The sequence below is a fragment of the Thalassolituus sp. UBA3500 genome (genome assembly GCF_002377545.1).
Taxonomy (GTDB): domain Bacteria; phylum Pseudomonadota; class Gammaproteobacteria; order Pseudomonadales; family Oceanobacteraceae; genus Thalassolituus.
In genome coordinates this window covers 28,359-39,979 of the sequence record NZ_DFQB01000058.1, presented here as the reverse complement: position 1 = coordinate 39,979, position 11,621 = coordinate 28,359, and the positions used below count along the sequence as shown (strand labels likewise).

Genomic DNA, 11,621 nt, shown 5'->3' with positions numbered 1-11,621 from the left:
AGAGGTTCCGAATATGTTGAAGAAACAATTTAAAACCTGGGGAGCGGCTGCGGCCCTCTCCATGCTGGTGGGTTCTGCACACGCAGGTGTGAGCGCTGATCAGGCTGCCAAGCTGGGTACAGAACTGACTCCAGTGGGCGCAGTGAAAGAAGCTCAGGGTAATATCCCTGCATGGACGGGCGGTCTGGCAACAGACGCAGCCAGCGTTGATAAGAATGGTCGTCTTGGTAACCCATTTGCGGGAGACAAGCCGGAGTTCGTGATCACCGCAGAGAACTACAAAGACTACGCCGCAAATCTGACCGACGGTCAGAAAGCGATGTTCGAGAAGTATCCTGATACCTACCGTATGCCCGTGTACAAAACTGTGCGTTCAGCGGCTTACCCTCAGGACGTCTACGACGAGACTAAGAAGAACGCAGTGAACACCTCTCTGCTGAATGACGGTAATGGTATCGCGAACTTCACGTTCGGCGTGCCTTTCCCATTCCCGCAGACAGGTGTTGAAGTGATCTGGAACCACATTACGCGATATCGCGGTGGTTCGGTCAGCCGTATCATCGGTCAGGTGACGCCGCAGGTGAACGGTGATTACACCGTCGTTCGTTTTAAAGACGAGTTCACCTTCCGTAATAACCTGGTCGATTTCCAGGCGGATAAAGATGACAACGTTCTCTTTTACTTTAAGCAGGATGTTCTGTCTCCAGCGCGTCTGGCGGGTAACGTTCTTTTGGTTCACGAAACACTGGACCAGGTAAAAGAGCCACGTAAGGCATGGGTATATAACGCTGGTCAGCGTCGTGTACGTCGTGCGCCGCAGGTTGCTTACGACGGCCCAGGTACCGCGTCTGACGGTCTGCGTACTGCAGATAACTTCGATATGTTCAACGGCTCTCCGGACCGCTACGAGTGGAAGTTAGAAGGTAAGCAGGAAGTGTACATTCCGTACAACTCATATCAGCTGAAAGACACCAGCCTGAAGTATGACGACATCGTCAAAGCTGGTCACATTAATCAGGATCTGACTCGTTACGAACTGCACCGTGTGTGGAAAGTAACAGCGACTCTGAAAGATGGTCAGCGTCATGTATACGCTAAGCGTGTCTTCTATATCGATGAAGATACCTGGCAGGCGACTGAAATCGATCATTACGACGGCCGTGGCGAACTGTGGCGTGTGGCTGAGTCACACAACATGTACTACTTCGATCGCAAGGTTCCATGGTACGCGATTGAAACTCTGTACGACCTGAACTCAGGCCGCTATCTGGCCCTTGGTCTGGATAACGAAGAAGAATCAGGCTACCAGTACGAATTTGAGCGTACTTATTCTGACTACACTCCAGCGGCTCTGCGCCGTGGCGGTGTTCGCTGATACTCCGACTGCGAACCTGACGGGGAGGTTTATCTCCCTGATTTAAGAAAGCTCCTCATCCATTGCGGGTGGGGAGTTTTTTTATTCACCTAAGCGGTGTCCTTTCAGAAAAAATGCCCGGCATGAACAAGGTTCGTGCCGGGCATTTTTGTTTATGCTGGATCATCTGTCATTCAGAAATGAAACAGGGCTCCAACTTGATAAACAGACGATGCATCTTTGTTAATAAACTCTGCACGTAGACCAACCTGTTCGTTAACTTTGAAGCCAGCGCCGGCGCCGAGGAAAATACCGTCGTCGTCACCTAAGTCCAATCCGCCACGGCCAATAACACTGAGGCGTGGATCAATTTCAGGCAGGTATTTTTCTGCAACGGCAGCTACCCATACGCCATTGATATCTTCATCGCCGTTACCATTGCTGTTGTAAAAATCACCCGTGTCGCTGTAGCCGAATTCTACCGATGTCATTAAATCGGCAACCGAGTTGTCGAACTTATAACCACCAAACAGTGAGTAACCATTGGCGTCTAATTCGTCTCCGCCGAAGGGTGAATCAATGACGTTGTGGTTCACGGCGCCACCAACATAGAACGCGTTGCGCAGGGTATTTTCCTCCGCAGAAACGGTCGTAATAGTTGCGGCAGAAATGGCGGTAGCGATCAGGTACTTTTTCATAACATCCTCTTTAAAATACGGGTAATGCCAGTGGTTCTTCTTGCAGTGCGGACAGTTGCTCACGCAGTGCCAGTAAATGCTCTGACCAGTAGCGGTGTGATGCAAACCAGGGGAATGCCACCGGAAAGGCTGGGTCGTCCCAGCGCTGGCTCAGCCAGGCGGCATGTCGAACAATTCGTCGTGTACACAGTGTCTCAATCAGAGGGAGTTCCTCTGCAGGAAACCTGCGAAACATGCTGTAGCCTTCTGCTATGACCATAATTTGTTGACGATGTTCCTCACGGCTGCCACTGAGTAACATCCAGATATCCTGCATTGCGGGCCCTTGAGCGCAGTCATCGAAGTCGACCAGGTAGAGATCTTCATCCCGAATAATCAGATTGCCTGTGTGCATGTCGCCGTGCAGTCGAATCTGTGAGTGATTTGAAAGCTTGATCTGATCTGTATGGGCACAGATATCTCTGATGAGTGAGGTGTATGCAGCATGATAATCCTCAGGCATTAAACCGCTTGCGAGTACGGCTTCCGCTGCAGCGGAGATATCTTCACTGCCGTTGATATGCGGACGGTGAATAAACGGTGTGGTTTCACCGATATTATGCAGGCGTGCAAGCCAGCGTCCAATCAGCTCCAGGTCGTCATCATTACTTAACTCCGGGGCGTGTCCGCCACGACGAGGGAACAGCGCAAAACGGAATCCGCCGTAGGTGAATAAGGTTTCGTTGTTTATTTCGATCGGAGCAATCACCGGTACATCTTCTGCGGCTAGCGAAAGAAGGAACTGATGCTCCTCGCGGATGCTCTCGTCGGTCCAGCGAGCCGGGCGATAGAACTTGGCGATTAAAGGTTGCTCATCTTCAATGCCAACCTGAAATACACGGTTTTCATAGCTGTTTAATGCCATTACGCGGGCATCGCAGAGGTATCCTAGTGATTCTATAGCGTCCATGACCAGGTCGTGGCTTAAGTCGGCGTAGGCGTGCATAGCGGAATCCGGAACATGAATTTGGAAGGTATTATGCCTGAAGGTGAGCTGGGTTTATCGGGTTTTCGGTGTTCTGGCAAAACACCATGCACCGACCCTCTGCGCATTGGATTCTTTCAGAAGTGCAGCCGCAGCGTGCAGTGTGCTGCCGGTGGTCATAACATCATCAACGATCAGGATGTGTTTGCCGGCCAGATCGAGATTGGTCTCGATGCTCATATCCGTCTGACCGCTGGCTCGTTGTCTGGCAGTACGTCCACGTTGCTCCTGGTGCTTCGTTTTCTTCAGAAGAGGGTGGAATGGAAGGCCGAGATCATTCGCGACCGCTCTGGCCAGTTCTTCACTCAGATTAAATCCACGCCAGAACCTTCGTCGGTGGGTGGTCGGTATGCAGGTGACGATATCTGGGTAGCCGTCAGGCTCGTGGTCAAAGGCAGGATGCGCCATCAGCATAAGTGTTTGAATGCGGCTGATCTGGCGAGTATCGCGTTTGTCTTTGCAACGATGTAGCCAGTGGGGGAGCGGGTGTTCGTAACTGAGAGAGCAATAGCTGTAGTCGTAGGCCGGGGTGCGTCGTTGGCAACGACCGCACATTCCCTCCGTCAGAACAGTTTCGCTGCACTGAGGGCAGGCCAGCCCCATATAAGGCAGGCGGTTCAGACACTCCTCGCAAATTCCTGTGCTGCTGCCGTCGGGTTCAAGACAGAGTTCACACTCGAAGATCTGATTAAAAAATGTACTGAGGTTACCCCGGATTTTCATCAGGGTTGACCAGTTATGCCTCATCTTTATCATCCGTGATACTGACACCAACCTGAGGGTACCATGATGAGCACTGTTCGCCACGACTGGACTGTTGAAGAAGTCGAGCAGCTACTGAATACGCCGTTTAACGATCTGCTTTTTCAGGCTCAGACCGTTCATCGTGAGTATCATGACCCGAACGCAGTGCAGGTAAGCACACTGCTGTCGATTAAGACCGGTGCCTGCCCGGAAGACTGTGCGTATTGTCCTCAGAGCGCACGCTACGACACCGGGCTGGAGCGTGAACGCCTGATGGAAGTTGAGGCGGTTATTGAGAAGGCCAAGGCGGCTAAGGCTGCGGGTTCAGACCGTTTTTGCATGGGCGCTGCGTGGCGTTCGCCGCGCGACAAAGATATGCCTTACGTACTCGCGATGGTTAAGGGTGTAAAAGAACTGGGCCTCGAAACCTGTATGACGCTCGGCATGCTGGATGACAAAAAGGCGGATGCCTTGGCGGAAGCTGGCCTCGACTATTACAACCACAATCTTGATACTTCGCCTGAGTTTTATGGCGAGATCATCACAACGCGCTCATATTCAGATCGTCTGAACACACTTTCAAACGTGCGTAACGCCGGCATGAAAGTCTGCTCTGGCGGGATTCTGGGGATGGGTGAGTCTCACAAGGACCGGGCGGGCCTCCTTGTTCAGCTGGCTAACCTCCCGGCACACCCTGATTCGGTGCCGATTAACCAGCTGGTGAAGGTTGCAGGTACTCCGCTGGAAACTCAAGGTGATCTTGATCCATTGGATTTTATCCGCACGATTGCGGTTGCTCGTATCATGATGCCAGCGTCTCACGTTCGTCTGAGTGCTGGACGAGAAGAAATGTCTGAAGAAATGCAGGCAATGTGCTTCTTTGCGGGGGCTAACTCCATCTTCTACGGTGAGTGCTTACTGACGACCCCTAACCCGGCGGCTAACAAGGATCAGGATCTATTCCGTAAACTTGGGATCAATTCAGAGCATCGCGTAACCAAAGCGCCGCAGGAGCTTGACGAGATATTGGCGCAGCCAGAGCAAAATGCTGATCTTTTTTATGACGCTTCTCAGCGGTCAGCACAAACTCACTGATTTATATAAGAAATCAGTCTAAACGCCATCCTGTTCAGGATGGCGTTTTTGTTTGTGGTTTGATTAAATAATGATCAGAAACATTTGTTCAGCAGAGGTTGTTATGAATATAGGATCAACAGCAGGTTCGACGTTCGCCACCGCAGCATACGGCGTCAGTCAAGGAACCGAGCAGGTTGCCAAGGCTGCCCAGACCGTCGTTGAGACGACCACTGAACGTCCCGTTGAGGGTACCGGAGATCTTGCGTCTGCAATGACAGACATGAAGCAGGGTCAGCAAGCAACTGACGCAAACGCGAAAGTATTGCAGGCAGCGGACCGTCAGCTGGGTTCTCTTATCGATACTCAGGCGTAATCCCCTGAGGGCGTTATATGCAGATAGCGTCAGGTGTACTCTTCACCGCTCCTGAGCCCGCGTTTTCTTCGCGGGCTGAGAGAAGCCCCCCAAATGAAAGCAACGAAGGCTCTGCCCAAGTCGTAGCTGGTTCTTCTACAGGTACAGGTATTGCCCTGCCTCAGAGTAAAGCCCCTTCACCGGGTGAGACTCAAGAAGGTGTAGCGGCGGGTGAGCGCGCACCATCACCTGTTGCGCAATCCGATGCGGATGTTCGTCAGCAGCAGAACGAAGCTGATGTAATCCGTCAGCTGCAAAGTCGCGATATCGAAGTCCGGAATCACGAAAGAGCCCATCAGGCCATTGGTGGTCAGTTAGCGAGTGCGCCGACATATAGCTTTACCAAGGGGCCGGATGGTCAGAGGTATGCGGTATCGGGGGAAGTCAGTATTGATGTCTCAGATGTTCCGGGTGACCCGTCTGCTACCTACGAAAAGATGGCCAGAGTTCGCCGCGCTGCGCTGGCACCTGCGGAACCGTCTGCCCAGGATCGTCAGGTTGCCGTCATGGCTGCGCAGAAAATGGCTGAAGCTCAGGCCGATATTGCGCAACAGCAGCGGGAGGCGTTGAGCAGTGAAGCTGAGCTCCGAGACCAGAAACGCGATGATATGCGTGCAGAGATTGAATCTGCACGTGAAGCGCAGTCAGGCAGTGAAAGCGACGAAGAGGATGCAGGCTTTGTTTCGGTCGCTGAGCGCTTTGCAGAATACAACGCCAGGCTGCGTCAGATTAATGAAACACTCCTGCGTATAAGCTCCCCGAGCCTCCCTACTTCCGGGACGCTCTTCGACGAAGAAGCCTGATTGGCTTAATCAGTCATAACCCTTTCTTTTCAATTTCTATGCGCTCAATCCCTTCTGTTGCGCCACTCACAGGCTTGACAATTGCATTGTGCGAACGTATGTTTCAAACACTTGTTTGAATCTGGATTGTATATCCTGATCGAAATTGCGTCTTAGTGGGCTTTTGGCCCGCAAGATAATAATCAGGCAGCCCAGCTGCGCTAACAAATAACGGCAACGAGGTCATCCCTATGCCAGAGTATAAAGCTCCCCTCCGTGACATTCAGTTTGTAATGAACGAACTGCTGGATATGCCAGGTCATTACGCAAACATCCCGGCTTACGCTGAGGTTGCAACGCCTGACATGATCGACGCCATCCTGACTGAAGGCGCAAAATTCTGTGAGCAGGAGCTGGCTCCTCTGAACCGCGTGGGCGATACCGAAGGTTGTACCCGCCACGATGACGGTTCTGTTACCACGCCAACTGGCTTTAAAGAAGCTTACGCTAAGTACGTTGAAGGCGGCTGGCCTTCACTGGCGCACGAAGAAGATCACGGCGGCCAGGGCCTGCCAGAATCTCTGGGTACTGTTATCTCTGAGATGGTGGGTTCATCTAACTGGTCATGGGGCATGTACCCGGGTCTGTCTCACGGTGCGATGAACACTCTGGACCTGCACGGTACGCCAGAACAGAAGCACACCTACCTGAGCAAGCTGGTTTCAGGTGAGTGGACCGGTACCATGTGTCTGACTGAATCACACTGTGGTTCTGACCTGGGTATCCTGAAGACCAAAGCGGAAGCAAACGCTGACGGTTCTTACGCCATCACTGGTTCTAAAATCTTTATCTCTGCTGGCGAACACGACATGGCAGAGAACATCGTACATATCGTACTGGCTCGTCTGCCAGGCGCTCCAGAAGGTACTAAGGGTATCTCTCTGTTTGTTGTGCCTAAGTTCCTGCCGAACGAAGACGGTACTCCGGGCGAGCGCAACGGTGTTGTCTGTGGTTCTATCGAACACAAAATGGGTATCCATGGCAACGCGACCTGTGTGATGAACTTCGACGGTGCGAAAGGCTGGTTGATCGGACCTGAAAACAAAGGTCTGAACTGCATGTTCACCTTCATGAACACGGCTCGTATCGGTACTGCTCTGCAGGGTGCATCTGCGGCTGAAGCGTCTTTCCAGGGCGCACTGGCGTACGCGAAAGACCGTCTGGCTATGCGCTCTCTGACGGGTGCTAAGGCGCCTGAGAAAGCAGCTGACCCAATCATTGTTCACCCAGACGTGCGTCGCATGCTGCTGACTCAGAAGTGTTTCGCAGAAGGTGGTCGTGCGCTGGTGTATCTGGCTGCGCAACAGAACGACATCGTTAAGAAAGCGGAAAGCGAAGAAGAGCGCAAAGCTGCAGACGAGCTGCTGGGCTTCCTGACGCCTATCGCTAAAGCCTTCCTGACTGAAGCGGGTTACGAAGCGACTAACCTGGGTGTTCAGGTATTCGGTGGTCACGGCTTCATCGCTGAGTGGGGTATGGAGCAACTGGTACGTGATACCAAGATCGCTTGTATCTATGAAGGTACTACTGGCATCCAGGCACTCGACCTGCTGGGCCGTAAAGTACTGATGACTCAGGGTGCGTCTCTGCGTAACTTCACTAAGATCGTCCACAAGTTCTGTCAGTCTGTTGAAGGTGACGAGCAGATGGCTCAGTTCGCAGCGCCTCTGGCAGAAGTGAACAAAGAGTGGGGCGACCTGACTATGAAGATTGGTATGACAGCGATGAAGAACCGCGAAGAAGTCGGTGCTGCGTCGGTTGATTACCTGATGTACTCTGGCTACGCGACCCTGGCGTTCCTGTGGGCGCGTATGGCTAAGGTTGCTCAGGATGCTATCGCAGCAGGCACCAGTGAAGAAGACTTCTACAAAGCGAAAATTCAGACCGCTAAGTTCTACTTCGCACGTGTACTGCCACGCGCCAAAGGTCACGCAGCAGCTATGGTTGCCGGCGCTGACAGCATGATGGATCTGGACGCTGAACACTTCGCGTTCTGATTTGTCTGACTAAGAAGAACCGCGCCACGGCGCGGTTTTTCTGTGTTATATACGAAGCTATTTTGATCGAATTCTCTGAACGCTCCGGATGTGCGTTCCGTACCAATTTAAATGAGGTGAGTCATGCCAGAATATAAAGCTCCGTTACGCGATATGCGCTTTGTTCTGAATGAAGTTTTTGATGCGGGTTCAATGTGGGAATCTCTCGCTGGTCTGCAGGGTGCTGTAGATATGGAAACCGCAGAAGCCATCCTGGAAGAGTGCGGCAAGATCGCAAGCCAGGTTCTTGCACCGATCAACCGTGATGGTGATGAAAATTCATCAACCTGGAACGACGGCGAAGTTACAGCTGCTCCAGGTTTCAAAGATGCTTATCAGACCTACGTTGAAGCGGGCCTGAACGGTCTGGGTGGTAACCCTGACTTCGGCGGTATGGGTATGCCTAAGACGCTGGTGGCTCAGGTTGAAGAGATGGTTCAGGGCTCTAACATGGCGTTCGGTCTGGCACCTATGCTGACTGCTGGCGCATGCCTGTCTCTGAATGCTCACGGCTCTCAGGAACTGAAAGAGAAGTACCTGCCAAACATGTACTCAGGCGTATGGTCTGGTGCGATGGACCTGACCGAACCTCACGCCGGTACTGACCTGGGTATTATCCGTACCAAGGCTGAGCCAAACGCTGACGGTTCTTACGATATTACTGGCACCAAGATCTTTATCACTTGGGGTGAGCACGACATGGCGGAAAACATCATCCACCTCGTGCTGGCGAAGCTGCCGGATGCTCCAGCTGGCCCTAAAGGTATCTCTCTGTTCCTGGTACCTAAGTTCATGGTGAACGAAGATGGTTCTCTGGGCGAGCGTAACGCTGCTTCTTGTGGTTCGATTGAGCACAAGATGGGTATTAAAGGTTCGGCGACCTGTGTAATGAACTACGACGGTGCGAAAGGTTGGCTCGTAGGCGAAGAAAACAAAGGTCTGGCGTGCATGTTCACCATGATGAACTACGAGCGTCTGGGTGTGGGTATCCAAGGTCTGGGCGTTGCCGAGAACTCTTACCAGAACGCCGTGGCGTATGCTCGTGACCGTATTCAGAGCCGTGCTCCAACTGGTGCTGTGGCAAAAGACAAAGCCGCTGACCCGATCATCGTACACCCTGATGTTCGTCGCATGCTGATGACCATGCGTGCCTTCAACGAAGCGGGGCGTGCGTTTTCTACTTACGTAGGTGCGTGGCTGGATACTTCTAAGTACAGCGACAATGCAGATCAGGCGAAGCACGCTGAGCAGATGGTTGCTCTGCTGACGCCAGTTGCGAAAGCGTTCATGACAGACGTAGCTCTGGAGAGCGCGATTGCGGGTCAGCAAATCTTCGGTGGTCACGGCTTCATCCGTGAGTGGGGTCAGGAGCAGCACGTTCGTGACCTGCGTATCACTCAGATCTACGAAGGTACAAACGGCATTCAGGCGCTTGACCTGATGGGTCGTAAGATTGTCGGTACTAACGGCTCTCTGTACAAAGTGTTCGAGCAGGACGTTAACGACTTTGTTGCGTCACAGGCGGGTAACGAAGCGGCGGCTGAGTTCATCGAGCCTCTGAAGGCAGCGATGGAAAATCTGTCTGACCTGACTCAGTGGGTTATCGATCAGGCTCAGAGCAATCCGAACGAGATCGGTGCGGCGTCTGTTGAATACCTGCACGTCTTTGGCTACGCGGCGTACGCTTACATGTGGGCGAAGATGGCGGTTGTTGCTCTGCCTAAGCAGGACGACAGCTTCTATAAGGCGAAAGTGGAGACTGCACGTTTCTACGTTAAGCGTCTGCTGCCTCGTTACATTGGTCTGTCTGCAACTGTTAAGGGTGGTGCTGAGTCACTTTATGGTCTGGACGACGAGATGTTCGAGACTGCCTGATACTGACATTGTCAGTATGAGCGTAAAGAAACCGCCTTCGGGCGGTTTTTTTGTGCCCGAAGTGTCAGGCCATCTTCTTCCCATTGATAAGTTCATGTACACTTACGCCAATCTGTATATTTATAAGAAAAACTCACCAATCTGTAGGGGGCGCTGTGGCCGCTGCGAAGGAACTGGATAAACGGGTAGAACGATCTCGCCGCCTGTTAGTTAATACATTGCTTAAGCTGATGGCAGAGAAACCATACTCGAAGCTATCGGTAGCAAACATCTGTGAGCACTCAGGTGTAGCCCGGCCGACATTCTATCTGCACTTCCGCTCGAAGGACGACTTGCTGCGTTATTACATTGAGCAGATGTTTCTTGAGTTTGCTGAACAGATTGACCCGATTCTGACCCGCTCTCCGAACGTCGACCCTGAGATCGCGGTGCTGATGTTCCGTCAATGGCAGTTGCACTCTGAAGTAGCCAAGCTCTTGGTGGCTGAAGATGTCGAAGCGATCCTGTTGAACGAGTTCAAAACCTATGTGGGTCGTACTATCGAACGCTACATTGAGGCACACAAGCTCAATATTGCCAGCAACAGTCGTATTCACTACGTCATCGATTATCTGGCGGGTGCGTCATTTGCGGTTATTGTCCGCTGGATTCGTGAAGACTTTAACGAAAGCCCGGAAGAGCTAGCCTCTCTCTATGCCGATCTTTCACGGCCGGGTCTGCTTCAGGTACTGCTTAGCGGTAAGCTGTAAAAGGCGGCTGGTGAAACAAAAAGGGGCCGTGAGGCCCCTTTTTTGTTGGCGAATTAATGAACCCTGCGTTTATTATCGATGCGCTTATTGTGAATCTTGCCGATTTTTCTCTGCGCTTTATCAAAGGCATCGCGCAGTGCAACATACATATTTTCGTGTTCGGACTTGTCATGATGGTCGTGAGTGATGGCGACGGTTTCACCCGGCAGTCCGACCTCTAGAGAGATATGGGCAATATTCCCTTTGTGGCTATGATTGTGGGGTAAGCCAACAACGGCTCGAATTCCTGTAATTTCATCGTAGCGGGATGCCAGCTTGCTGGCTTTTTCGCGGATCTGGTACTCAATAGCGTCAGAGTGTTCGATATCACGGAAAGAAATTTCCAAACCTTTCATAGTCGCTCCTTTTCACAGTGGCGAGACGTCGCTTTAATGCACCGTCTTGATTAAGGATGGACTATTTACACTACGCCTGTGGTGATTCAGGTCAATCCTCGAAACGTGGCAAAATGTAATTTGTCACATTTATGAAGTCTCTTTGTGCTCGTGCCTTTACAATCGGGACGCTATGGTCATAGCCGCTGTATGGTAGTCTTTGTGTCAAAGGAGGACAGAATGAAGGTCTATGATGTCCCGGTCGTTTTCTTTGACCTTGATGACAGCCTGATCAATAAAGATGCCAACAGCTTGTGGATACGCTGGCGTTTCCGGCGCGATCGCTGGGCTATGGTGGAAGGCGTTCAGGCATTGTTATCTTTGTATCGTGCCTATAAAAAAGGCCGCGTCACTCACACCCGCCTGTCTAATTACT

General features: G+C 52.0%; 12 protein-coding genes. 8 read left to right on the top strand and 4 right to left on the bottom strand.

The features are described 5' to 3' along the window. Window positions 1–13 precede the first annotated feature (13 nt). A complete protein-coding gene (locus B2R29_RS13985; RefSeq protein WP_068439174.1) occupies window positions 14–1,375 on the top strand; it encodes a DUF1329 domain-containing protein in 1,362 nt (453 codons plus the stop codon). Window positions 1,376–1,548: 173 nt separating this feature from the next. Here B2R29_RS13985 and B2R29_RS13980 read toward each other — a convergent pair whose 3' ends face one another. Genes B2R29_RS13980 through B2R29_RS13970 form a run of 3 tightly spaced genes read right to left on the bottom strand, consistent with a single transcriptional unit; the run spans window position 1,549 to window position 3,823 of the window. Then, the gene (locus tag B2R29_RS13980) at window positions 1,549–2,052 is read right to left on the bottom strand and encodes an outer membrane beta-barrel protein (protein ID WP_301181635.1); all 504 of its coding nucleotides are present in this window, start codon (window positions 2,050–2,052) and stop codon (window positions 1,549–1,551) included. A 10-nt stretch (window positions 2,053–2,062) separates the two neighbouring features. Next, complete coding sequence (locus B2R29_RS13975; protein WP_301181634.1) at window positions 2,063–3,037, bottom strand: serine/threonine protein kinase; 975 nt, start codon at window positions 3,035–3,037, stop codon at window positions 2,063–2,065. A gap of 54 nt (window positions 3,038–3,091) precedes the next feature. After that, entirely contained in the window at window positions 3,092–3,823 is a 732-nt protein-coding gene (locus tag B2R29_RS13970) for a ComF family protein (protein ID WP_301181633.1), read from the bottom strand. Between the two features lie 39 nt (window positions 3,824–3,862). Between B2R29_RS13970 and bioB the strand changes: the two genes are divergently transcribed. The 6 genes from bioB to B2R29_RS13940 all read left to right on the top strand — a co-directional run bounded on the left by bioB (window position 3,863) and on the right by B2R29_RS13940 (window position 10,811). Then, the gene (gene bioB / locus B2R29_RS13965) at window positions 3,863–4,915 is read left to right on the top strand and encodes a biotin synthase BioB (protein WP_301181632.1); all 1,053 of its coding nucleotides are present in this window, start codon (window positions 3,863–3,865) and stop codon (window positions 4,913–4,915) included. A 103-nt stretch (window positions 4,916–5,018) separates the two neighbouring features. Then, the gene (locus B2R29_RS13960) at window positions 5,019–5,270 is read left to right on the top strand and encodes a flagellar basal body rod C-terminal domain-containing protein (protein WP_068439164.1); all 252 of its coding nucleotides are present in this window, start codon (window positions 5,019–5,021) and stop codon (window positions 5,268–5,270) included. Between the two features lie 17 nt (window positions 5,271–5,287). Continuing rightward, window positions 5,288–6,112, top strand: a complete 825-nt coding sequence (locus tag B2R29_RS13955) for a putative metalloprotease CJM1_0395 family protein (RefSeq protein ID WP_301181631.1) — start codon at window positions 5,288–5,290, stop codon at window positions 6,110–6,112. 230 nt (window positions 6,113–6,342) lie between these two features. Next, the gene (locus tag B2R29_RS13950) at window positions 6,343–8,148 is read left to right on the top strand and encodes an acyl-CoA dehydrogenase C-terminal domain-containing protein (protein WP_301181630.1); all 1,806 of its coding nucleotides are present in this window, start codon (window positions 6,343–6,345) and stop codon (window positions 8,146–8,148) included. A 123-nt stretch (window positions 8,149–8,271) separates the two neighbouring features. Beyond that, entirely contained in the window at window positions 8,272–10,062 is a 1,791-nt protein-coding gene (locus tag B2R29_RS13945) for an acyl-CoA dehydrogenase C-terminal domain-containing protein (protein ID WP_301181629.1), read from the top strand. A 155-nt stretch (window positions 10,063–10,217) separates the two neighbouring features. Beyond that, complete coding sequence (locus B2R29_RS13940; protein ID WP_068439156.1) at window positions 10,218–10,811, top strand: TetR/AcrR family transcriptional regulator; 594 nt, start codon at window positions 10,218–10,220, stop codon at window positions 10,809–10,811. A gap of 53 nt (window positions 10,812–10,864) precedes the next feature. On the opposite strand, the gene B2R29_RS13935 is transcribed toward B2R29_RS13940, so the two are convergent. Then, on the bottom strand, window positions 10,865–11,206 hold the full coding sequence (locus tag B2R29_RS13935) for an HPF/RaiA family ribosome-associated protein (protein ID WP_301181628.1): 342 nt from the start codon (window positions 11,204–11,206) through the stop codon (window positions 10,865–10,867). 219 nt (window positions 11,207–11,425) lie between these two features. On the opposite strand from B2R29_RS13935, the gene B2R29_RS13930 reads away from it, so the two are divergent. After that, window positions 11,426–11,621: hypothetical protein (locus B2R29_RS13930; protein ID WP_301181627.1), on the top strand; the 196-nt coding region annotated here is incomplete at its 3' end.